At 58.2% G+C, this 22,759-nt stretch carries 23 protein-coding genes and 2 tRNA genes; 17 read left to right on the forward strand and 8 right to left on the reverse strand.

The genetic code is table 11. The features are described from left to right. Positions 1-56 precede the first annotated feature (56 nt). On the reverse strand, positions 57-1,340 hold the full coding sequence (locus DMX10_RS25820; protein ID WP_111263783.1) for an FAD-binding oxidoreductase: 1,284 nt from the start codon (positions 1,338-1,340) through the stop codon (positions 57-59). 183 nt (positions 1,341-1,523) lie between these two features. Here DMX10_RS25820 and DMX10_RS25830 point away from each other — a divergent pair. Further along, positions 1,524-1,600 (forward strand) — tRNA-Val (locus DMX10_RS25830). 232 nt (positions 1,601-1,832) lie between these two features. Then, on the forward strand, positions 1,833-2,228 hold the full coding sequence (locus tag DMX10_RS25835) for a hypothetical protein (protein WP_111263785.1): 396 nt from the start codon (positions 1,833-1,835) through the stop codon (positions 2,226-2,228). Between the two features lie 128 nt (positions 2,229-2,356). On the opposite strand, the gene DMX10_RS33010 is transcribed toward DMX10_RS25835, so the two are convergent. Beyond that, on the reverse strand, positions 2,357-2,509 hold the full coding sequence (locus DMX10_RS33010) for a hypothetical protein (RefSeq protein ID WP_178083011.1): 153 nt from the start codon (positions 2,507-2,509) through the stop codon (positions 2,357-2,359). A 170-nt stretch (positions 2,510-2,679) separates the two neighbouring features. Then, positions 2,680-2,841, reverse strand: a complete 162-nt coding sequence (locus DMX10_RS33015; protein WP_173178431.1) for a hypothetical protein — start codon at positions 2,839-2,841, stop codon at positions 2,680-2,682. 496 nt (positions 2,842-3,337) lie between these two features. Here DMX10_RS33015 and thrS point away from each other — a divergent pair, with 496 nt between their 5' ends. From thrS to DMX10_RS25900, 13 genes are all read left to right on the forward strand, one after another. Then, positions 3,338-5,260, forward strand: coding sequence for a threonine--tRNA ligase (gene thrS / locus DMX10_RS25840; RefSeq protein WP_111263786.1), 1,923 nt, complete (start codon positions 3,338-3,340; stop codon positions 5,258-5,260). After that, on the forward strand, positions 5,260-5,811 hold the full coding sequence (infC, locus tag DMX10_RS25845) for a translation initiation factor IF-3 (RefSeq protein ID WP_178083013.1): 552 nt from the start codon (positions 5,260-5,262) through the stop codon (positions 5,809-5,811). Before thrS ends, infC begins: the two co-directional genes overlap by 1 nt. 61 nt (positions 5,812-5,872) lie before the next feature. After that, positions 5,873-6,067 carry a 50S ribosomal protein L35 gene (gene rpmI, locus DMX10_RS25850; RefSeq protein ID WP_021701550.1) on the forward strand — a complete coding sequence of 65 codons (195 nt, stop codon included), beginning with the start codon at positions 5,873-5,875 and terminating at the stop codon, positions 6,065-6,067. Positions 6,068-6,095: 28 nt separating this feature from the next. Further along, a complete protein-coding gene (gene rplT / locus DMX10_RS25855; RefSeq protein ID WP_004422590.1) occupies positions 6,096-6,452 on the forward strand; it encodes a 50S ribosomal protein L20 in 357 nt (118 codons plus the stop codon). Positions 6,453-6,546: 94 nt separating this feature from the next. Beyond that, positions 6,547-7,563 carry a phenylalanine--tRNA ligase subunit alpha gene (gene pheS / locus DMX10_RS25860; protein WP_111263788.1) on the forward strand — a complete coding sequence of 339 codons (1,017 nt, stop codon included), beginning with the start codon at positions 6,547-6,549 and terminating at the stop codon, positions 7,561-7,563. A 188-nt stretch (positions 7,564-7,751) separates the two neighbouring features. Beyond that, positions 7,752-10,130, forward strand: coding sequence for a phenylalanine--tRNA ligase subunit beta (pheT, locus tag DMX10_RS25865; RefSeq protein WP_111263789.1), 2,379 nt, complete (start codon positions 7,752-7,754; stop codon positions 10,128-10,130). Positions 10,131-10,133: 3 nt separating this feature from the next. After that, positions 10,134-10,436 carry an integration host factor subunit alpha gene (gene ihfA, locus DMX10_RS25870; protein WP_003282572.1) on the forward strand — a complete coding sequence of 101 codons (303 nt, stop codon included), beginning with the start codon at positions 10,134-10,136 and terminating at the stop codon, positions 10,434-10,436. Continuing rightward, entirely contained in the window at positions 10,417-10,773 is a 357-nt protein-coding gene (locus tag DMX10_RS25875) for a MerR family transcriptional regulator (RefSeq protein WP_111263790.1), read from the forward strand. The genes ihfA and DMX10_RS25875 overlap by 20 nt, the downstream gene beginning before the upstream one ends. A gap of 83 nt (positions 10,774-10,856) precedes the next feature. Then, positions 10,857-10,933: transfer RNA gene (locus tag DMX10_RS25880), tRNA-Pro, on the forward strand. A gap of 370 nt (positions 10,934-11,303) precedes the next feature. Further along, entirely contained in the window at positions 11,304-12,269 is a 966-nt protein-coding gene (locus DMX10_RS25885) for a sigma-54 factor interaction domain-containing protein (protein WP_111263791.1), read from the forward strand. 103 nt (positions 12,270-12,372) lie between these two features. Then, positions 12,373-13,872, forward strand: a complete 1,500-nt coding sequence (istA, locus tag DMX10_RS25890) for an IS21 family transposase (protein WP_178083015.1) — start codon at positions 12,373-12,375, stop codon at positions 13,870-13,872. Further along, positions 13,865-14,665 (forward strand): IS21-like element helper ATPase IstB, encoded by an 801-nt coding sequence (gene istB / locus DMX10_RS25895; protein ID WP_046785690.1) that lies wholly within the window; start codon positions 13,865-13,867, stop codon positions 14,663-14,665. Before istA ends, istB begins: the two co-directional genes overlap by 8 nt. 280 nt (positions 14,666-14,945) lie before the next feature. Next, complete coding sequence (locus DMX10_RS25900) at positions 14,946-15,398, forward strand: hypothetical protein (RefSeq protein WP_178083012.1); 453 nt, start codon at positions 14,946-14,948, stop codon at positions 15,396-15,398. A gap of 57 nt (positions 15,399-15,455) precedes the next feature. Here DMX10_RS25900 and DMX10_RS25905 read toward each other — a convergent pair whose 3' ends face one another. After that, the gene (locus DMX10_RS25905) at positions 15,456-16,874 is read right to left on the reverse strand and encodes a heavy metal sensor histidine kinase (RefSeq protein ID WP_010951441.1); all 1,419 of its coding nucleotides are present in this window, start codon (positions 16,872-16,874) and stop codon (positions 15,456-15,458) included. Beyond that, a complete protein-coding gene (locus DMX10_RS25910) occupies positions 16,871-17,545 on the reverse strand; it encodes a heavy metal response regulator transcription factor (protein WP_009395889.1) in 675 nt (224 codons plus the stop codon). Before DMX10_RS25910 ends, DMX10_RS25905 begins: the two co-directional genes overlap by 4 nt. 689 nt (positions 17,546-18,234) lie before the next feature. Here DMX10_RS25910 and DMX10_RS25915 point away from each other — a divergent pair. Beyond that, entirely contained in the window at positions 18,235-18,561 is a 327-nt protein-coding gene (locus tag DMX10_RS25915; RefSeq protein ID WP_009395890.1) for a DUF2790 domain-containing protein, read from the forward strand. A 32-nt stretch (positions 18,562-18,593) separates the two neighbouring features. On the opposite strand, the gene DMX10_RS25920 is transcribed toward DMX10_RS25915, so the two are convergent. The 3 genes from DMX10_RS25920 to DMX10_RS25930 all read right to left on the reverse strand — a co-directional run bounded on the left by DMX10_RS25920 (position 18,594) and on the right by DMX10_RS25930 (position 20,399). Next, on the reverse strand, positions 18,594-18,944 hold the full coding sequence (locus DMX10_RS25920; RefSeq protein ID WP_060515211.1) for a DUF3147 family protein: 351 nt from the start codon (positions 18,942-18,944) through the stop codon (positions 18,594-18,596). 156 nt (positions 18,945-19,100) lie between these two features. Further along, positions 19,101-20,006: a cation diffusion facilitator family transporter gene (locus DMX10_RS25925; RefSeq protein WP_060515210.1), complete on the reverse strand. Its 906-nt coding sequence runs from the start codon at positions 20,004-20,006 to the stop codon at positions 19,101-19,103. Between the two features lie 54 nt (positions 20,007-20,060). Continuing rightward, positions 20,061-20,399 (reverse strand): zinc ribbon domain-containing protein, encoded by a 339-nt coding sequence (locus DMX10_RS25930; protein WP_082425824.1) that lies wholly within the window; start codon positions 20,397-20,399, stop codon positions 20,061-20,063. A 490-nt stretch (positions 20,400-20,889) separates the two neighbouring features. Here DMX10_RS25930 and DMX10_RS25935 point away from each other — a divergent pair, with 490 nt between their 5' ends. Then, positions 20,890-22,587, forward strand: a complete 1,698-nt coding sequence (locus DMX10_RS25935; protein ID WP_003298414.1) for a phosphoethanolamine transferase — start codon at positions 20,890-20,892, stop codon at positions 22,585-22,587. Positions 22,588-22,759: the final 172 nt, after the last annotated feature.

The following is a 22,759-nucleotide window of genomic DNA, read 5'->3' on the forward strand; positions in this document are numbered from 1 at the left end:
TTCCCACGATCAAATGAAAAACGGCGCCCTCGGGCGCCGTTTTCATGTCGCGAGGATCAGATCCCCAGCTTGTCACGCAGGCTGTAGTACCAGGCACCGATGGCGCTGAACGGGACCTGGAACAGGCGACCGCCCGGGAAGGGGTAGTGCGGCAGGCTGGCGAAGGCATCGAAGCGTTCCGCCTGGCCGCGCAGGGCTTCGGCCAGTACCTTGCCTGCCAGGTGGGTGTAGGTGACGCCGTGGCCGCTGCAGCCCTGGGAGTAATAGATGTTGTCGCCGATGCGGCCGACCTGGGGCAGGCGCGAGAGGGTCAGCAGGAAGTTGCCGGTCCAGGCGTAGTCGATCTTCACGTCCTTGAGCTGCGGGAAGGTCTTGAGCATCTTCGGGCGGATGATCGCCTCGATGTTCGCCGGGTCACGCGCGCCGTAGACCACGCCACCGCCATAGATCAGGCGGCGGTCGCCGGAGAGGCGGTAGTAGTCCAGCAGGTAGTTGCAGTCCTCGACGCAGTAGTCCTGCGGCAGCAGGCTTCTGGCCATTTCTTCCGACAGCGGTTCGGTGGTGATGACCTGGGTGCCGCAGGGCATGGACTTGGACGCCAGTTCGGGCAGCAGGTTGCCCAGGTAGGCGTTGCCGGCCACCACCACGAACTTGGCCTTCACCCGGCCTTTCGGGGTGTGCACGACCGGGTTGGCGCCACGCTCGACACGGATGGCGGGGGATTGCTCGTGGATGATGCCGCCGAGGGATTCCACCGCCGCTGCCTCGCCGAGGGCCAGGTTCAGCGGGTGGATGTGGCCGCCGCTCATGTCGAGCATGCCGCCGATGTAGTTCTCGGTCGATGCGACTTCACGGATGCGCTTGGCGTCCAGCAGTTCCAACTGGGTATGGCCGTAGCGTTCCCACAGCTTCTTCTGGGCTTCCAGATGGCCCATCTGCTTGGGCGTGATGGCCGCGAACACGCCGCCGTCCTTGAGGTCGCACTGGATGTCGTACTTCGCGATGCGCTCGCGGATGATGCGGCCACCCTCGAACGCCATCTGGCCGAGCAGTTGGGCATCCTTCGGATTGGTGGTGCGCTCGATCACGTCGATGTCGCGGCTATAGCTGTTGACGATCTGGCCGCCGTTGCGACCGGACGCGCCGAAGCCGACCTTGGCCGCCTCGACGATGGTGACCTTGAAGCCGTTCTCCAGCAGGAAGAGTGCAGTGGACAGGCCGGTGTAGCCGGCGCCGATGATGCAGATGTCGGTCTCGGTCTCGCCGACCAGCTCCGGGCGCTGCGGTACCGGATTGGCCGATGCTGCGTAATAGGATTGGGGGTAGGGAGTGTGCGTCATCTTGAATCTCTGTTTTTTATTTTTTACGGATGGCGTGATGCTACCCGAGTTGAAAATAGCCGGCTAGGGGCTGTGCAAGATATTTAACGCAACGCCGAACAACAAAAACTTCACTTTTTCAGTCAGTTAGCGAAAAAAGTTGTTGACGCCGAAATGCATCGCTGTAGAATGCGCACCCATCGAAGGCACATAGCTCAGTTGGTTAGAGCACCACCTTGACATGGTGGGGGTCGTTGGTTCGAGTCCAATTGTGCCTACCAAATCGAAGCCGCTCTGGCGGTGCAAAGAAGGCGATCCGAAAGGGTCGCCTTTTTTGTTGCTTGCAAAAAATCAAGCATACGGCAGGGTGCAAGCCCTGCCTCCAATATCCTTCCGCTGCTCCTCCTTCCCTTGCCCGATGTCCATATATCGGAAACATGCTGCCGCTTCGCTTGGTTATGGTCGTGCGCTATCTAATCTTCATGGGCATTCACCGGCGAGGAGGCGGGTGTCATGGGGAGTCGAGTCGGGTTCGTGCGCCGGGCGGCAATGGCGGCTGCCGGGGCGTTGCTGTTCTCGTTGGGTGGGGTCGCCCAGGCGGGTGATATTGGTTTCGGAATCGGTGTCAGCTATGTCTTTGGCGGCGGCGTTGCGGCAGGGATAAAGGCCTTCGGCGATGACGAGGACGCTGTCGCGGTTGGCTCGGTCGGGCTCGACTATCTATTCGCCTCGTCTGCCTTTCGGCCAAACATAGGGATGACCTACCAGGGCGAGGGTTATTTCAGTGGCGGTGATGTTGGCTACAACTTCAGCACTGAAATGGTCGATTTTGCTGCGGGGGCGGGTTGGTCGGATAAGGATGATGCCCATGCCCTATTCGCTGCGGAGGAGCCAGTCTTGATTCCGTGATGCCTCGTTCGGTCCTGGGGTGCCGGCGTGGCAGTGAGGGTTCCGGCGAAGATTTCGATGAATAAAAGGACGGAAGCAGTGCGGCATCACCGCGCTGTCGAGGGTGTGGTGCGATGCGGTCGCTGGGTTCAGATATCGGCGATGAGCATGCCGTGCATTACACGGTAGAGGCCGTCGTTGATCCTGATTGTCAGTGGCTCCCGGCCGATGATCCGTGCCCCTTCCTTGAGCAGTTCATCGATGTGCGCACGCAATGCATGGAAGTTCCGTTGTTCCTTCACGGAGTGGTCTCCCCTGGAGAAGATGCAAGCAGAATAGCAGTAGCTGTGACAGGGCTCGTATTCTGAAATTCCGTTGCGCTTCGAAGGTTTCAGCTGTCGCGTGGAAGCATGGTGTGGAGATGGGCGCCAGTTAGGGCGAAAGGAGTGCCGGGCGTAACGCCCGGACTGGATCAGGCAGCTGCGGAGTGGCTGATCAGCATGCCGCAGTTAACGCGATACAGATGGCCGCTGACCTTCAGGGTCAAAGGGTCGCGGCTGATGATACGGGCTCCATCCCTGAGCAGCTCATCGATGTGAGCGCGAAGAGCAAGGAAAGTACGTTGTTCCTTCATCGTATGACTCCTTGGTCGGTTTATTTGGCGGAGCATATCAGTGCAACTGTGAACTGATCTGAATTCTTGTGTGATTGTTGTCACATTTCGATGGTGGCGAATGAATGTCAGTTCCGGGCTGGGGCGCGTCCCGGCTGTGAGTCATGGGGCGGCGTTCGATGAGTATCGCGCCGAAGTCGTGTCGCTTGCTTCTAAGTCACTGATTCTTTTGTGCTAGAGTGCCGCGCTCCGCGATTCTTCCTGTTTCTTCCGTGTTCTTCGCATCGCCAGCGTCAGTCGTCCTGCCTATATATAGGTGTGCCGCTCGCGTCGGTGCTTGTCACTGTCACGTGTTTCTGGAAGCATCCGCGGTTCTCGACACCTCCAGTGACCCTGGTTCGGCTCGGTTGGCCTTCGGGCTCTGTCATCGTGTGGCAGGCATACCACCGGATCAATTACTGGCTCATCCCAACCCATGTGGCCTTTGGTAGAGGTCACCACTAGGAGAGGAGGCGCCATGCCCATCATTACTCTTCCCGACGGCAGTCAGCGTTCGTTCGATCACCCGGTATCCGTACTCGAGGTGGCGCAATCCATTGGTGCCGGCCTGGCCAAGGCCACCGTCGCCGGCAAGGTCGACGGCAAGCTCGTCGATGCCTGCGACCTGATCGAAAACGACGCGACCCTGCAGATCATCACCCCCAAGGACGAGGCTGGAGTCGAGATCATTCGTCACTCCTGCGCCCACCTGGTCGGTCATGCCGTCAAGCAGCTCTATCCGACCGCCCGCATGGTGATCGGCCCGGTCATCGATGAAGGCTTCTATTACGACATCGCCTTCGAGCGTCCCTTCACGCCCGAGGACATGGCCGCCATCGAAAAACGCATGGCCGAGCTGATCGACAAGGATTACGACGTCATCAAGAAGGTCACCCCGCGCGCCGAGGTGATCGAAGTGTTCAAGGCCCGTGGCGAGGACTATAAGCTGCGCCTGGTCGAGGACATGCCGGATGAGAAGGCCATGGGCCTGTACTTCCATGAGGAGTACGTGGACATGTGCCGGGGCCCGCATGTGCCCAACACCCGCTTCCTGAAAGCGTTCAAGCTCACCAAGATTTCCGGTGCCTACTGGCGTGGCGACTCGAAGAACGAGCAGCTGCAGCGCGTCTACGGCACCGCCTGGGCCGACAAGAAGCAACTGGCCGCCTATGTCCAGCGCATCGAAGAGGCCGAGAAGCGTGATCACCGCCGCATCGGCAAGCAGCTCGACCTGTTCCACCTCCAGGAAGAAGCCCCGGGCATGGTGTTCTGGCACCCCAACGGCTGGACCCTGTACCAGGTGCTGGAGCAGTACATGCGTCAGGTCCAGCGCGAGCACGGCTATGTTGAGGTGCGTACGCCCCAGGTTGTCGATCGCATCCTCTGGGAGCGCTCGGGCCACTGGTCCAACTACGCCGAGAACATGTTCACCACGGCCTCCGAAAGCCGCGACTACGCCGTCAAGCCGATGAACTGCCCGTGCCACGTGCAGATCTTCAACCAGGGCCTGAAGTCCTACCGCGACCTGCCGCTGCGCCTGGCCGAGTTCGGTGCCTGCCACCGCAACGAGCCCTCCGGTGCCCTGCACGGCATCATGCGCGTGCGCGGCTTCACCCAGGACGACGCCCACATCTTCTGCACCGAAGAGCAGGTGAAGAAGGAAGCGGCCGACTTCATCAAGCTGACCCTGCAGGTGTATGCGGACTTCGGCTTCAGCGATATTTCGATGAAATTGTCGACTCGCCCGGCCAAGCGCGTGGGATCCGACGAGCTGTGGGATCGCGCCGAAGGTGCACTCGCGGACGCCCTGAACGAGTCCGGCCTGGCCTGGGAATACCAGCCGGGGGAGGGTGCTTTCTACGGTCCGAAGATCGAATTCACCCTCAAGGATTGCCTCGGTCGTAACTGGCAGTGCGGCACACTGCAGTACGATCCGAACCTCCCGGAGCGACTGGATGCCAGCTATATCGCCGAAGATAACAGCCGTACTCGCCCGGTGATGTTGCACCGCGCCATCCTCGGCTCCTTCGAGCGCTTCATCGGCATGCTCATCGAGCACTACGCGGGCCTGTTCCCGGCGTGGCTCGCTCCGACCCAGGCGGTGATCATGAATATCACCGACAAGCAGGCCGATTTTGCCCTCGAAGTCGAAAAAACCCTCAACCAAAGCGGGTTCCGTGCCAAGTCCGACTTGAGAAACGAAAAAATCGGCTTTAAAATCCGCGAGCATACTTTGCTCAAGGTTCCCTATCTCCTGGTTATTGGAGATCGGGAGGTTGAGACACGATCCGTTGCTGTGCGAACCCGTGAAGGTGTCGATCTGGGCTCCATGCCCCTCGACCAATTCGTCACTACGCTTGCGCAGGCGGTTTCCCGGCGTGGTCGCCAAGAATTGGAGTAATCACTATTAAGCGTGAAATGAGACAAGATAAACGAGCTGCACCCAAGGCCCCGATTAACGAGAATATCTCGGCTCGAGAGGTGCGACTGATTGGTGCAGACGGCCAGCAAATTGGCGTCGTCTCGATTGATGAAGCGCTTCGCGCTGCTGAAGAAGCAAAGCTGGATCTGGTGGAGATTTCCGCTGATGCAGTGCCGCCCGTCTGCCGAATCATGGACTACGGCAAGCACCTGTTCGAGAAGAAGAAGCAGGCTGCTGCGGCGAAGAAGAATCAGCACCAGCAACAGATCAAAGAAATCAAGTTTCGTCCAGGGACGGAAGAAGGGGATTACCAGGTAAAACTACGCAACCTGGTACGTTTCCTTAATGAGGGAGACAAGGCCAAGGTATCGCTTCGATTCCGTGGTCGTGAGATGGCTCACCAGGAGCTGGGCATGGAGCTGTTGAAGCGGGTCGAAGCCGACCTCGCCGAACTCGGCACCGTTGAACAGCATCCTAAGCTGGAAGGACGCCAGCTGATGATGGTCATCGCTCCCAAAAAGAAAAAGTAACCACCAGGGCACTGGCAGGCCTTGCGGTTATGCGTAATCACTCAATGCGGAGTATCCGAACATGCCAAAGATGAAAACCAAGAGCGGTGCAGCCAAGCGTTTCCTCAAGACCGCTGCTGGCTACAAGCACAAACACGCTTTCAAGAGCCACATCCTGACCAAGATGTCCACCAAGCGTAAGCGTCAACTTCGCGGTAGCGAACTGATGCATCCGTCGGACAAGGCAAAAGTCGAGCGCATGCTGCGCGTTCGTTAATCGGTCAAGATTCTAGAGGAAATTACTCATGGCTCGTGTAAAGCGCGGCGTCATCGCTCGCAAGCGTCACAAAAAGATTCTGAAACTCGCCAAAGGCTACTACGGCGCACGCAGCCGCGTGTTCCGCGTTGCCAAGCAGGCGGTGATCAAGGCTGGCCAATACGCCTACCGTGACCGTCGTCAGCGCAAACGTCAGTTCCGCGCTCTGTGGATCGCTCGTATCAACGCTGGTGCTCGTCTGAACGGTCTGTCCTACAGCCGTCTGATCGCTGGCCTGAAAAAAGCGGCCATCGAGATCGATCGTAAGGTTCTGGCCGATCTGGCAGTGAACGAAAAAGCGGCGTTTGCTGCGATTGTCGAGAAAGCGAAAGCCGTACTGGCTTAAGTCCCCGACAATCACCGGGCCATCCCGGTGCTGAACGTCACCAATAGGGGAAGAGCCTTGCGCTCTTCCCCTATTTCGTATCTGGAGTCTGTACATGGAAAATCTGGATGCGCTGGTCTCTCAAGCGCTTGAGGCAGTGCAACAAACCGAAGACGTGAATGCCCTCGAGCAGATTCGCGTCCATTACCTTGGCAAGAAAGGCGAACTGACTCAGGTGATGAAGACCCTGGGCGACTTGCCGGCCGAGGAACGCCCCAAAGTCGGCGCGCTGATCAATACCGCCAAAGAGCGCGTTCAGGACGCCCTGAATTCCCGCAAGGACTCGCTTGAGCAGGCCGCCCTCGGCGCCAAGCTCGCGGCCGAGCGTATCGACGTTACCCTGCCTGGCCGTGGCCAGGTCTCCGGCGGCCTGCACCCGGTCACCCGCACCCTGGAGCGCGTCGAGCAGTTCTTCACCCATATCGGCTACGGCATCGCCGAAGGCCCCGAGGTCGAAGACGACTACCACAACTTCGAGGCGCTCAACATCCCAGGCCATCACCCGGCCCGCGCGATGCATGACACTTTCTATTTCAACGCCAACATGCTGCTGCGTACCCACACCTCGCCGGTCCAGGTGCGCACCATGGAATCCCAGCAACCGCCGATCCGCATCGTCTGCCCGGGTCGTGTCTACCGTTGCGACTCGGATATCACCCACTCGCCGATGTTCCACCAGGTCGAAGGCCTGCTGGTCGACGAGGGCATCAGCTTCGCCGACCTCAAGGGCACCATCGAGGAATTCCTCCGCGTGTTCTTCGAGAAGGACCTGGGCGTGCGCTTCCGTCCCTCATTCTTCCCCTTCACCGAGCCTTCGGCCGAAGTCGACATGCAATGCGTCATGTGCTCCGGCAAAGGCTGCCGCGTGTGCAAGCAGACCGGCTGGCTGGAAGTGATGGGCTGCGGCATGGTGCACCCCAACGTGCTGCGCATGTCCGGCATCGACCCGGAGAAATACCAGGGCTTCGCCTTCGGAATGGGTGTCGAGCGTCTGGCCATGCTCCGCTATGGCGTCAACGACTTGCGTCTGTTCTTCGATAACGACCTGCGGTTCCTCGCGCAATTCCGCTAGGCCCGCCGTCAGAAACGCGACCCTTGCCCGCATCGGCGTCGCGCAGTTCAGTTGAGTGACCCCCGCCCATGCGGGGTGGCGTTGACCAGGCCCGCCATCGGGCTTTCCGTCACCCCCCGCGATGCGGGCCCGCTGAACCGCCGATCACCGATGCACGCAAGGCCGAAACGAATCCTTAGGAGAGCTGGATGAAATTCAGTGAACAGTGGCTGCGGAGCTGGGTAAGCCCGCAGGTATCCCGCGACGAGCTGGTGGCCCGTCTGTCGATGGCCGGCCTGGAAGTGGACAGCGTCACCCCCGTTGCCGGCGCCTTCAGTGGCGTGGTGGTGGGCGAGGTGCTGAGCACCGAACAGCACCCCGACGCCGACAAGCTGCGCGTATGCCAGGTGAGCAACGGCAGCGAGACCTTCCAGGTCGTGTGCGGCGCCCCCAACGTGCGCCCCGGCCTGAAGATCCCCTTCGCCATGATCGGCGCCGAGCTGCCGGGCGACTTCAAGATCAAGAAAGCCAAGCTGCGCGGCGTCGAATCCTTCGGCATGCTCTGCTCGGCCAACGAACTGCAGATCAGCGAAGACCACGGCGGCCTCATGGAGCTCGCCGCCGATGCGCCGGTGGGTGAAGACTTCCGCCGCTACCTGGAGCTGGACGACGTCGTCATCGAACTGGGCCTCACCCCCAATCGTGGCGACTGCCTCAATCTCTCCGGCCTCGCTCGCGAAGTCGGCGCGCTGTACGACGCCCCGGTCACCCGCCTGGCCATCGCCCCGGTCGCTCCGGCCCACGACGAAGTGCGCCCGGTCGAAGTCCTCGCGCCCAAGGCCTGCCCGCGCTACCTCGGCCGCGTCGTGCGTAACGTCGACCTCTCCAAGCCCACCCCGCTGTGGATGGTCGAGCGCCTGCGTCGTGCCGACGTACGCAGCATCGACGCCGCCGTCGACATCACCAACTACGTGATGCTCGAACTCGGCCAGCCCATGCACGCCTTCGACCTCGCCGAAATCAACGGCGGCATCCGCGTGCGCATGGCGGAGGAGGGCGAGAAGCTCGTCCTGCTCGACGGCCAGGAAGTCAGCCTGCGTGCCGACACCCTCGTCATCGCCGACCACACCCGTGCCCTGGCCATCGCTGGCGTGATGGGTGGCGAGCACAGCGGCGTCAGCGACAAGACCCGTGACCTGTTCCTCGAAGCCGCCTTCTTCGACACCATCGCCGTGGCCGGCAAGGCCCGTTCCTATGGCCTGCACACCGACTCCTCGCACCGCTTCGAGCGTGGCGTGGACTGGCAACTCGCCCGCGAAGCCATGGAGCGCGCCACTGTGCTGCTGCTGGAAATCGTCGGTGGCGAAGCCGGCCCCATCATTGAGAGCGTGAGCGAAGCCGACCTGCCGAGCATCGCCCCCATCACCCTGCGCGCCGAGCGCATCGCCCAGATGCTGGGCATGGAGATGGACGCCGCCGAAGTCGAGCGCTTGCTCCCCGCGCTGGGCCTGGGCGTCACCTCCGTCGGCCAGGGCCAGTGGAAGGTGGAAGTCCCCAGCCACCGCTTCGACATCAGCCTGGAAGTGGACCTGATCGAAGAGCTCGGCCGCCTTTATGGCTACAACCGCCTGCCGGTCCGCTACCCGCAAGCGCGCCTGGCGCCCAAGGCCCGTGCCGAATCCGCCGTCGAACTGCCGGCCCTGCGTCGCCTACTGGTCGCCCGTGGCTACCAAGAAGCGATCACCTACAGCTTCATCGATCCCAAGCTGTTCGAACTGTTCAACCCCGGCGTGCAGCCGCTCATGCTGGCCAACCCCATCTCCGCCGACATGGCTGCCATGCGTTCCTCCCTGTGGCCGGGCCTGGTCAAGGCGCTGCAGCACAACCTCAACCGCCAGCAGAGCCGCGTCCGCCTGTTCGAAAGCGGCCTGCGCTTCGTCGGCCAACTGGAAGGGCTCAAGCAGGAAGCCATGCTCGCCGGCGTCGTCTGCGGCAAGCGCCTGCCCGAAGCCTGGGCCCATGGCCGTGACGGCGTGGACTTCTATGACGTGAAGGCCGATGTCGAAGCGCTGCTCGGCGCCGCCGGCGCGCTGGACGATTTCGACTTCGTGCCCGGCGAACACAACGCCCTGCACCCGGGCCAGACCGCCCGCATCGAGCGCGACGGCCAACTGGTCGGCTACCTCGGTGCCATCCACCCGGAGCTGGCCAAGGCCCTGGACCTGGATCAGCCGGTCTACCTGTTCGAGCTGGTTCTGGCCGAAGTCATGCGTGGTCGCCTGCCCAAGTTCCGCGAGCTTTCGCGCTTCCCCGAAGTGCGCCGCGACCTGGCCCTGCTGGTGGACCGTGAAGTGGCCGCCGAGGCCGTACTCGACACCATTCGCGAGGCGGCAGGCGAGTGGCTGACGGACCTCAGGCTATTTGACGTCTATCACGGTAAAGGCATTGATCCGCTTAGAAAAAGCCTGGCCGTCGGCTTGACCTGGCAGCATCCATCGCGCACTCTTAACGACGATGAGGTGAACACCACAACGCAAAACATCGTCACCTCGCTGGAAGAAAGGTTCAACGCCACGTTAAGGAAGTAGCGTATGGGGGCTCTGACGAAAGCTGAGATGGCTGAACGTCTGTACGAAGAGCTTGGCCTGAATAAACGGGAAGCCAAGGAACTGGTGGAGCTGTTTTTCGAGGAAATCCGTCAGGCGCTGGAGCATAACGAGCAGGTGAAATTGTCGGGTTTCGGCAACTTCGATCTGCGGGACAAGCGTCAGCGTCCGGGGCGGAACCCGAAGACAGGAGAGGAAATCCCGATCACGGCTCGCCGTGTCGTGACGTTCCGTCCGGGGCAGAAACTGAAAGCCAGAGTCGAAGCTTATGCTGGAACCAAGTCATAACGACGAATTGCCGACGATACCCGGCAAGCGTTACTTCACCATTGGCGAGGTCAGCGAGCTCTGCGCAGTCAAGCCCCACGTGCTGCGTTACTGGGAGCAGGAATTTCCCCAACTCAACCCGGTAAAGCGGCGCGGCAACCGGCGCTACTACCAGCGCCAGGATGTGTTGATGATTCGGCAGATCCGGGCGCTGCTTTACGATCAGGGCTTTACCATCGGCGGGGCGCGCCAGCGCCTCTCCGGCGACGAAGCGAAGGACGACACTACCCAATACAAGCAGCTCATCCGGCAGATGATCGCCGAGCTTGAAGACGTCCTCCTGGTTCTGCGTAAGTAAAAAAACCTGAAAAAAACCTTCCACAATTCAAAAGCTTAAAGTATAGTTCGCTCCGTTCCGCAAAGCGGGGCAAGCAACAAAGTCGGGGCGTAGCGCAGCCTGGTAGCGCACTTGCATGGGGTGCAAGGGGTCGAGTGTTCGAATCACTCCGTCCCGACCAAAATACTCCAAGAAATCCAAGCACTTACGAGTGCTTGGATTTTTTTATTCCCGCTGTTTTTTATGGCTGATCAAAAATGATCGTTCTGGTTGCCAATTGGTTGCCAATTGAGATTGGCTTGCAAGCGGTGGGGGATTAGTATCGGTTAGGAGGCGCAGTGCTATCAGCTTCATGCGCGCTGCGTGGATGACGGCGCTGGTCAATAGGGCGGGGAGTGCCTATGGAGCTGATTCGCTGCTTGGCGAGAGCCTCAAGGGTCCGCTCAAGTCTGACGCCAGATTGAGGTTTACTGTCCAGAAAACTGTGAGGCAAAGCACGGTGCTGGTAAGTCGCGCATGTGGAAGCGAATAAAAAATAGAGGGTTAGGTGCGTGGCTAAAAAGCAGAATGTGCTGCTCTGCTGGGTGGGTGGCAACGACCTCAAGGCACTATCAGGAACTGATGCTGGGCCTGTACTTTCGACGCTGAGAGCAGAGTCTTTCGATCAGGTTGAATTGCTTTCTTCTTACCCGGCTGAGCAGGTTGAGCCCTACCTGGCCTGGCTGCGTGAGCAGGTAAATTCGCAGGTCAATCTCAGCTATGAATCGCTCACGTCCCCAGTGCATTTCGGAGATATCTACCAGGCTGCCAATGCACACCTAAAGCGGCTGCATGTCCCTGGCACACAGCTATCCATTCTGCTCAGCCCCGGCACCCCAGCCATGCAGGCGGTTTGGATTCTGCTAGGCAAGACCCGCTATTCAGTCACCTTCTACCAGTCCTCGTTAGAGCAGGGTGTGCAGAAGGTCGAGGTGCCATTCGAGATCGCGGCGGAATATGTGCCGGCAGCCAACACCATTACGGGTGACAAGCTGCTTCAGCTTGCTGACGGCCAGGCCCCAGTCAACGCGGCCTTTGACAGCATCGTTACTCAGAGTGAGCGCATGCTCAGGCTCAAGGCGCAGGCGCAGGTTCTTGCTCAAAAGCAGGTGCCTGTCCTGATCTATGGCGAAACGGGCACTGGCAAGGAGTTATTTGCCAGAGCGATTCACAATGCCAGTCCTCGTTCATCGGGGCCATTTGTTGCGGTCAATTGCGGCGCTATCCCCCCGGAGCTGATTGACTCCACATTGTTTGGTCACCGCAAAGGCGCATTCACGGGCGCTGTTGAGAGCCGTGCCGGTGTTTTCCAACAGGCTGATGGTGGAACCCTGTTCCTGGACGAGTTTGGTGAGCTGACTCCTGATGCCCAGGTGCGTTTGCTGCGGGTGCTGCAAGAGGGTGTGGTGACTCCGGTAGGGAGTAGCCAGGAAGTCAGAGTGAATGTGCGATTTGTTACCGCTACTTGTTGCCGCTGACCGAAAACTGACCCAGTTTCGCCCATTGTGCTGACTGAAAACTGACCCAGGTGTTCCACTGTACCTGCTCAATTTTTGAGCAGGAGAACACAGGGTGATCAGCATGGAAATGATGGGCAAAATTCGGCGGATGTATTTCCGCGACAAGCTGTCGTTGCATGAGATAGCCAAGCGCACCGGCCTGTCGCGCAACACCATCCGAAAATGGGTCAGAGCTTCGGAGTCCAAGCAGCCGGTTTATCAGCGTCGAGCCGTGTTCAACAAGCTCAGTCCCTTTCACGAGATGTTGGAGCAGGCGCTGCGGGCTGATGCCTTGAGGGCCAAGCAACATCGTCGCAGTGCCAAGGCGCTGCTGGCCATGATCCGCGCTGAAGGCTATGACGGCGGCTACAGCCAGCTCACTGCCTTCGTTCGTCATTGGCGCGGAGAGCAAGGCAAGGCGGTACGGGCATTTGTGCCGTTGGCGTTCGCATTGGGCGAGGCCTTCCAGTTCGATTGGAGCGAGGAAGGCCTGCTGATTGGCGGTGTTTTCCGACGTGTCCAGGTCGCGCACATGAAGCTATGTGCCAGCCGAGCCTTCTGGCTAGTGGCCTATCCCAGCCAAGGGCATGAAATGCTGTTCGATGCCCATACCCGCTCATTCGCCGCCATGGGCGGCGTGCCGCGTCGCGGCATCTACGACAACATGAAAACGGCGGTCGACAAGGTCTCCAAGGGTAAAGGCCGCACGGTCAACGCTCGCTTCATGGTGATGTGCTCGCACTACCTGTTCGACCCGGACTTCTGCAACGTAGCGTCCGGCTGGGAAAAAGGTATCGTCGAAAAGAATGTCCAAGATAGTCGGCGCCGCATCTGGCTGTCTGCCTGCGACAATACCTTCCATAGCTTCGAAGAGTTGAATGCCTGGCTTGCCCAGCGCTGTCGGGCTCTGTGGCACGAGCTGATCCATCCGCAGTACAACGGCCTCACCGTTGCAGAAGTCTTAGAACTGGAGCGCGTCGAAATGATGCCGATGCCGACGCCTTTCGACGGTTATGTAGAGCGCACGGTTCGCGTTTCCAGCACCTGTCTGATCAACGTGGCCCGCAACCGCTATTCAGTACCCTGTGAGCGTGTTGGCCAGTGGGTCAGCAGTCGGCTCTATCCCTCGCGAATCGTCGTGATTGCCGATGATGGTGTGATTGCCAGCCACGAGCGCCTGTTTGATCGCGATCAGGTCAGCTACGACTGGCAACACTATATCCCCCTCATTGAGCGTAAACCGGGAGCCCTACGCAATGGTGCCCCGTTTGCCGACCTACCCAAGCCACTACGCCTGCTCAGGCGCGAGCTGCGGCGGCATCTACAGGGTGATCGGGTCATGACCCAGGTCTTGGCTGCCGTGCCCGTCGCTGGCCTGGATGCTGTCCTCGTAGCGGTTGAGCTGGTTTTGGAATCTGGCAGCCTGAGCGCTGACCACATCCTCAATATCGTGGCCCGTCTGACCGCCCGTGAAGCACCACCCTCGGTCGAAACCAACCTGCAACTGAAAGTTACCCTTATCGCCAATACCGCGCGCTATGACCGGTTGCGCAGCACAGATGAGGAGGTGCGCAATGCGTGATCTTACAGAGGAACTCAAAGACTTACGCCTGCACGGCATGGCCACTGCCTGGGCAGATCTGGCCGCACAAGGTGAATCCACCACCGCCTCATCGAAATGGCTGATCGAGCATCTCCTCGATCAGGAACACGCCGACCGGGCAGTGCGCTCGGTACATCATCAGATGAATATGGCGAAACTGCCCATGCACCGCGATCTTGCTGGCTTCGACTTCGGTGTATCCAGCGCTGATGCCCGGCTGATCAAGGAACTGTCCACTCTGACCTTCACCGACACAGCTCAAAATGTGGTGTTCATCGGCGGCCCTGGCACCGGTAAAACGCACCTCGCCACCGCCCTGGCGGTGGCCAGCATCACCCAACACAACAAGCGTGTACGCTTCCACTCCACGGTCGATCTGGTCAACCTGCTGGAGCGTGAGAAGCACGAGGGTAAGACAGGGCGTATCGCCCGAGGACTACTGCGTGCAGATCTGGTAATCCTTGATGAGCTTGGCTACCTACCTTTCAGCCAGAGCGGCGGGGCCTTGCTGTTCCACTTGCTCTCTAAGCTTTACGAGCACACCAGTGTGATCATCACCACCAACCTCAGCTTCGCCGAATGGTCGAGCGTATTTGGCGACGCCAAGATGACCACGGCCTTGCTCGACCGATTGACCCACCACTGCCACATCGTCGAGACGGGGAATGAATCGTACCGCCTGCAAAACAGCACCTTAGTGGCCAAGACCAAGATCCAGGCGAGGGAGCGCAGGCGACAGGATATCGAGGAGGCGGAGGACGACCCGTTTTGACCTCTTTGGGCTGGCCTTGCTGAGTGCAGGGTCAGCACTTTTACGACGCTGTCGACTGCTAGGCTTATCCACAATTGCCGGGGTCTAAATCGGCAAGCAGCCCTGGGTCATTTTTCAATCGGCAGGGTGGGTCAATTTTCAATCAGCGCCGACAATAGAGCCCTGGGCAGTTGCTATCGGTGACTTTCGCCGCTGCACTGAAAAACTCACTGTCCAGCTCGATGAGCTGACCTCGCAGACGCGCACCTCCAGCGTTGTTCTGGAGAGGTCGAACGAACTGGTGGAGCAGGTGGACGCTGTCGGCCGGCAGATTCAGGAGGAGGTGCGAAAGGCGGAGAAGGCTTGGTCGAACGCGGAGGAGGTTGCCTTGCGCGCCGCTGCATCAGCGTATTCAGCTGCATGCCGCGGAGTCGACACCGCCATCCAGCCACTGATCTCGGAGCTTACAGCAGCGACAAAGGCGGCGGACGCCTCTATCCAGGAGCTCAAGCGGGCACCGGTGCTGGCCAAGCGTTATGTGATGGTGGTCGCCACGGCGTTCTTCATTCTGGCGCTGATCTGTGTCTACTCGACCATGCGCCTGATCGATGCCGCCGGCAGCGTAAGTGCTCAAGAGAAAGTGAATGCTCAGTACTTCTCACACCTGTGGAAAAACGCCAATCCTGACGAACAGAAGATTATTAAGTCGGTGATTCTGCGGTCGCCCATGGACCCTGTGGTCCTTCGGCACTGATGCATTGAGGCAAACAAAAGGCCCGTCGATTGACGGGCCTAATCGTGTCTGCGCAATTTAAGCGGCGGTCATTGCCGGCTGCATTTGCTGGGCTTCCGGAAAGTGAAGGTGGAACCAGGTGAAGTTTTCTTCGGTCACCTCCACGCTCGCCGATCCCTGGTGCAGACTCATGATCGACTGCACAATGGCCAAGCCAAGACCGGTACCGCCTTCGCTCCGTGCTCGGCTCTTGTCCACACGGTAGAACCGCTCAAACAAGTGCGCGTGGTGTTCCTTGGCAATACCACGGCCGGGGTTGCCGACACTCAACGTCGTACCGCTCGCACTATGCTGCACCTTAACGTAGACCGTGCGGCCGCGAGGGCAGTAACGGATCGCGTTCGAGACCAGATTCGAGACGGCACGTTGAACCATCAGGCGATTCCCGCGCACCACGTCATCACTGCCGGAGATCTGCAGCTGAATCTCGCCTTCTTCTGCTGAAATGCTGAAGAGATCGCACACTCGCTGAACCTCGTCGACCAAGGAGACGGATTCGAACTCCACCATTGATGCTGGATGACTGACCTGGGCCAAGAACAGCATGTCGGAAACCATGCGGCTCATGCGGTCCAGCTCTTCTGTGCACGACTCCAGAACCTCCCGGTACTCGGAAAGCGATCGTTCTCTGGTCAAGGCAACCTGGGCCTTGCCCATCAGGTTGGAAAGCGGTGCTCGAAGTTCGTGAGCAAGGTCGTCAGAAAACTGCGAGAGCTGCTGAACCCCATCATCCAGGCGAGCCAGCATGATGTTGATGCCGTCGGCGAGCATTTTGAGTTCTGCCGGCATCCCATCAGTTGGAAGGCGATGGTCGAGGCTCTCGGTTGAGATTTTCGAGGCGATCTTGAGGAACTTGGTCAGTGGTAGCAGGCCTCTGCGCACAGTCCACCAGCCAATGGCCAAGATCAGTGCGAGGATGACGGGGGACATCATCAAGGCCCAGGTCAGCAACGCATCGAGCAGCGCCTCACTGGATGACTGGTCCATGGTCATATAGACGCTGACCTCTGTTCCATCGCCCAAACGCATGATTCGAGAAGCACTCAGCAGAGGACGGTCCTGCGTATCACGCCATTCGTGCTCTTTGGGCTGGGCCGCCGGCTGAAACTTGTGCACCTCCAGATTGACCTGTTTCGAGCCAATCGAGAGCAGGGGAGTCTGATTCTGTGAGGTATCGAATATGCTCACATACAGGTTGTTGTGGCCCATGACCAAATCGACAAGCTGATGCGCATCCGCGTTGACGCCGGAGATGTCCGGGATGGTGGACAGGTTGTGAGCCATCCCCGCCATCTTTACTTCCAGGTCTGCTCTGGCATTTCTTTCCAGAGCCTTGCCTACCATCAGATAGCCAAAGGTGGCGAACAGAAGCAGCAACGCTGCGCTCATCAACCCAACTTTTAACCCCAGCTTTGCAGCCAGGCTGAATGGCCTCATGCGCGTTCCTCAAAAACGTACCCAACGCCACGAAGCGTGTGAATGAGCTTGGTTTCAAACGGGTCATCGATCTTCGAGCGCAAGCGCCGGATGGCTACATCGATGACATTGGTGTCGCAATCGAAATTCATATCCCAGACCAACGAGATGATCTGAGAGCGAGTCAGCGCTTCGCCCGTTCGGCTCATGAGCAGGTGCAGAAGCGCAAATTCCTTGGTGGTGAGATCGATGCGTGTGCCACCGCGGAAGACGCGATGGCGGACGGAGTCGAGTTCCAGATCGGCAATTTTCAGCGAGCTCTTCTCGACTAACTCATCACCACGGCGTTGCAGCGAACGGATGCGAGCAAGCAGCTCAGGGAATTCGAATGGCTTCACAAGGTAGTCATCCGCGCCGCCGTCCAAGCCCTTGAGCTTGTCATTGATGCGTCCGCGGGCGGTCAGCATGATGATGCGGACCCGGCTGGTCTTACGGATGGTTTCCAGCAGGTCCCAGCCGTCGATATCCGGGAGGTTCACGTCCAGGAGGACCAACGAATAGACATTAGTGTTGAACAAGTGCAGAGCATCTACACCGTTGTGCACGATATCTACGACATACCCGCTTTCGGATAGGCCCTGCTGAAGATATTCGGCAGTTTTAATTTCGTCTTCCACAACTAGAACGCGCATAACTTATCTCAAGGTGTGAGGAAGGAGTTGGCCTAATCCGCCAAGATTATGGTTGCAGGCTGTTCGAAAGTTTGGCTGAGGGTATGGCATGTGGTAGTCGCTACCTCTGTCCATACGCCGGGTCACCTGAGGACGCTTGAATCTTAACGCGAAGAAGCTGGCCGCGGCGAAATCCTACAAATTTGTAATGTAGCCGCAAGATTTCTGACAGTCATGCAGGCTCCACCCCTAAGCATAGCGGATTCTGGGGCCTGCGGCGGTGTATGACAGATTCGCCTGGCAGGTGGAATCGGCCAGGACAGGCAGCATTTCGGTCGTTAGCTTGCAAGGACTGGTACTGGCCTTGGATCGAGGGCGCCACGCAGGCAGACCCCATGCACGGCCGCAAACCGCAGCGCCTTTCTGCAAATTAGTTCACGTGGCGGCTCGATATTCTCTCGAATAATTATCTTACAATCTATTACATGTCCAAATTGTAATTGCACGATCATCTTGGTGTTAGCCTCCTTTGCTAGTTTAAAGGCACCGGAAGAGGTATCGCTGCTTTGGAAATTGTCTCATTTCAAAGCGGCTTGGCAAGAGCATCGAGCAGTTGTTCGCGCCAGTGCATTCACCTGTAAACCATACGCTCCTTTGGTAGGTGAATTTTAGCGCCCCCCTACGGGCGCTTTTTTATTAAGGGACTTCTTATGAACACTACTGTATCAGCGATCGCCGTGTTTATGCTCTTTACATCACTAACAGCCAATGCCCAAAGCGGTATGGAGATCAATCAACGCATAGAGCGTTCTGCTAGAGAGGCTACTGCGGATTATGCTCAACGCGTAAAAAAGCCCATGCCTCAACTAGAAGACTACGCCTACGGCATGGACCTGGACGTTGGTAAGTTGGTGTATGTATCACCCAGCGTGCGGTACTGCGGTAATGTAAGAAGCATGATGACCTACGAAGACTCGAAAGGCGAACTGCACATGGTTCGCTACCTGGTGAAGGGCGAGTGTGTTAATAGCCGTTAAGACTCATCAAGATGATCCCTGCGGCCACCGGATCATAGAAGCTCAATGCCGAACCGGCGCAGCAGTATGGTGAAGACTCCGAAGCTGGCCATTGTGATGAGAATGCTGCTGATCAGTGTCGGCCAAAAGCCGAGCTTAGGTAGCAGCAATGGAAAAGCAATAAACATCGGCAGGGTCGGAAGCACGTACAAGAACGTGTACCAAGCATGGTTGGAGATCTTCTCCATGCTCTGGTTCTCCAAATAGAGCCAGACCAACGTCAAGACCGTGACCAAGGATAGGGCGGCGACCAAGCAGCCCAGCATGTCGCTGCGTTTCGCCAGCTCTGATACGAGAATCACTATACCGGCAGTGAGTAGGTACTTCTTGATGATCCAGGCCATCGCTGAGCCTTCTGGAGGTTGTGGACGAGGGCAGGCGAAGCCATTCACCAACCCCCTCGAAGCGCTCCTGCCGTTTACGGCATCCCTCACCGCATTTTTTTGCAACATCACCCTCAGCCAGGAGGGTGATGTGTTTGCATGGTGTTTACCGATCGGTCAGTGCGAGGGCGAGGGAACGCTCTCGTGGAAAGCTGCCCGCTCGATCTGGATGGTGCAGTGATGGATTTCGAATGCATCGCTGACAGCATCCACGACGGCCGCCAGCACAGCATCCCCATCTGCAGAATCCCGAACCACTACGTGCGACGTCATCACGTTGCTGCCACTGCTGACAGCCCACACGTGCAAGTCATGAACGTCCGTCACGCCATCTACGTCGAGGATGGTGGCCTCGATTGCAGTAACGTCGAGCCCCCTCGGGACACCCTCCATGAGGATCCCCAGGCTTTCGCGAAGCAACTGCCACGTCCGCGGCAGAACCCAAAGGCCGATTGCCACAGCGACAATCGTGTCGACCCAGGTCCAGCCGGTGAAGCGGATGATAAGTGCCGCGATGATTACGCCAAGCGAGCCGAGCATGTCGCTCCAAACTTCGAGGTAGGCTCCTTTGACGTTGAGGCTTTCGTTGCTCGCAGATGCCAGAAGGCGCATCGAAATTAGGTTGATGATCAGGCCGGCGATTGCGATCCACATCATCGCTCCGGTAGCGATCTCCGCCGGCATGAAGAAGCGCTGGTAGGCCTCATACAAGATGTACATCGCCACCAGGAAGAGCAGCACGGCGTTGAACGTCGAAGCCAGAATCTCCAGGCGCGCATAGCCGAACGTTCTTTTCTGATCCGCCGGCCGCTTGGCTATCTGAAGTGCAATCAGTGAGATCGCCAAGGCGGCAGTATCTGTGAACATGTGAGATGCGTCCGACAACAGCGCCAGGCTGCCGGTAATCCACGCACCGATCACTTCTGCAATCATGAAGCTGCCAGTCAAGGCGAGCGCCATGATTAGCTTCTTCTGATGCCCCTCGCGTACTGCAGCGCTGCCATGGTCATGATTTGAACCCACGTATTTCTCCTTGCGCAGGGTTGTGGTCTCGTTGGCCTTCCTGTTTACCTAGCCTTAGAGGGTCGCTTGGCCACACTGACTGCAAAATCTTGCTCCTGCACTCAGCAGCGAGCCGCAGGCGGTGCAACCACTCGATAGCGGTGTTCCGCAGTTTAGACAAAAGCGTGCTGACGGATCGTTGGCCGTCCGGCACTGCCTGCAGCCCTGCAGATCTTCGATGGGGGCTGGAGTGGCAGGGCGCCCGCCGTCATACACCTGATTGCCGCCGTCGCAGCCCTGCTGCCGGCCATGGCGATCATATTGCTCGGCCCCATGCCCCCCGCTGTGGTGCTTGCCTCCACCGTGGCTTCCACGGCCATGGTGCCCGCCCAGGATATTTTTGAAAAAGCTCATGGTATTCGCCCCTCATTGATGGGTGACATATTAACGAGCAAAAGTTGAAAATAATATTCTGCTCGCGAGAAAGACTTGTAAGTTGAATTGAGAGTTCAAAATTAGCCTACGACAAAACGAAACCGTTTTGTTTGTGAAATTAAATTTATCTAGCTGAGCGGAGCATTGCTTTTGGTGGGTAGTATCCCCCTAATTTTGATCATAGCGTGATCAATGACAATCAAAACAGCAGTAATTGGATTTCTGTCAGCATTGTAATCCCGAGGTCATCGTGTCGTTATCAGGTCCCGGAAATAATGCGCTCAGCGAGATTCATTTCTCTTTTTATCCCTATGCCTCACACATACTAAGCGTCCCCAACGCCTAGGGGCCTAAGGCCTCTGACGCTCCGCACATTGCGCAATCGCTCAGCATCTGTCGACGGTTTGCCTTGTAGCTCCCGCTAACTCCATAGCTACCGCCATGGATAAGCAGCTTCCAGAGTTTGATAATGACACCTTCCAAATCCATTGTTCACACCCTGTTAAGCAAATGGATCTTTGCTATTCGCAATGCGCGGCAGAAAGGCATCAGTACTAATTTGCTAATCGGCCTGGTGACTTTTTGGTTACTGCTATTCGCGAACGCTGAGCTCTGGAACGTGCTCTGGAAGCTGGTATTCAAAACCGATGAAGTGAACTGGCAGCTAGCGGCTAGCCTCCCAGTCATAGTATTCGCATGGGTGTTTACCGTTCTGAGCTTGCTGTCATGGGGGCGGCTGGCCAAACCCATACTGTGCCTGGTACTGATCAGCGCGTCTTTTGCGAGTTACTTCATGAATGCCTACGGCATCGTGATCGATTACACAATGTTCACCAACGTTGTGGAGACCGACGTCGCTGAGGCAACCGAGCTGCTGAATTGGAAGCTCGGTCTTTGGGTCGCAATGGTTGGGGTGTTGCCCGTCTACCTGATTGCCCGGGTTCCCCTCCGGCGCAAGCCTTGGGCCAAAGCTTTGGTCAGCAGGTTCATTGCTCTGTCGCTCGCTCTGTTGACCTTATCTGGCATCGCGTTGAGTCAGTACCAGTCGTATGCCTCCTTGCTGCGCAACAATCGGGAGATCCGGCTGATTCTGGTACCTACCAACTTGTTTGCGGCTGGCCATGGGTACCTGAAGCGTCAGCTGGCCTCACCTAAAACGCTGACGGCCATTGGTACTGATGCGGTAGTTAATCGACAGGGTGCGGCTCGTAAACCCAGGCTGCTGGTACTGGCAGTAGGAGAGACCGCTCGCTCCGCCAACTTCTCCCTCAACGGCTACTCCCGTGAAACGAATCCGGAACTAGAAAAGCGAAATGTCATTAGCTTCACGAACGTGAGCTCCTGCGGTACCGCTACCGCGGTCTCGCTGCCATGCATGTTCCTGGACGTGGGTAAGGCCCAGTACAAAGATGGCTTGGCCAAGAGCCGAGAAGGGCTGCTCGACGTGCTTCAACGCGCTGGCATCAGTGTCATGTGGACTGACAACAACTCGGGGTGCAAAGGGGTCTGCGACAGGGTTCCCAACCACAAGGCTGCCTCTCACGCGGATTCCCAACTGTGCACCAGCGAGGAGTGTAAGGACGGGGTGCTGCTCACGGAGATGCAAGACTTCATCAAGCGCCAGGAAGGCGATGCTGTCCTGGTGCTCCACTACAAAGGCAGTCACGGCCCGGCCTACTACAAGCGCTACCCCTCGCAATTCAAGAAATTCGCACCGGTGTGCGAGACCAACGAGCTCGACAAATGTAAGCAGGAGGAGGTGGTCAATGCCTACGACAACTCAATCCTCTACACCGATTATGTGACTGCAAATCTCATCGATATCCTGGCGGCCAACACCAAGTTCGACACTGCGCTGATGTACGTTTCGGACCACGGCGAATCGCTGGGGGAGGGTGGGCTCTATCTACACGGGCTGCCTTACGCGATGGCTCCTGACGAGCAAACAAAGGTGCCGTTGGTACTTTGGATGTCTGACTCGCTCGCGAAGAGCGAAAAGGTCAACGTGGGTTGTTTGAAAGCTCAAACCACGTCACCGCTGAGCCACGACAACCTGTTCCACACCGTGCTCGGCATGATGAACGTCCAGACGTCTTCGTATCGCTCAGCGCTGGATTTCACTGCCCCTTGTAAGCCCTTTGTCGGAGGCTCTTATTCTGGCCTCTGAATGTTCGATGTGGACCGGATCATCGGCCAGGCGGTTCTGCACCAGTGAATCGCCCCTAGTTTCGTAGACACCTCCAAGCCTCATAATGAGGCCCATCAGGAGGTGCCATGAGCAACCAGCGTTACCCCGAAGAATTCAAGATCGAAGCGGTCAAGCACATCACTGAGCGCGG

The organism is Pseudomonas sp. 57B-090624 (assembly GCF_003234055.1).
In the GTDB taxonomy this organism is placed as follows: domain Bacteria; phylum Pseudomonadota; class Gammaproteobacteria; order Pseudomonadales; family Pseudomonadaceae; genus Metapseudomonas; species Metapseudomonas tohonis.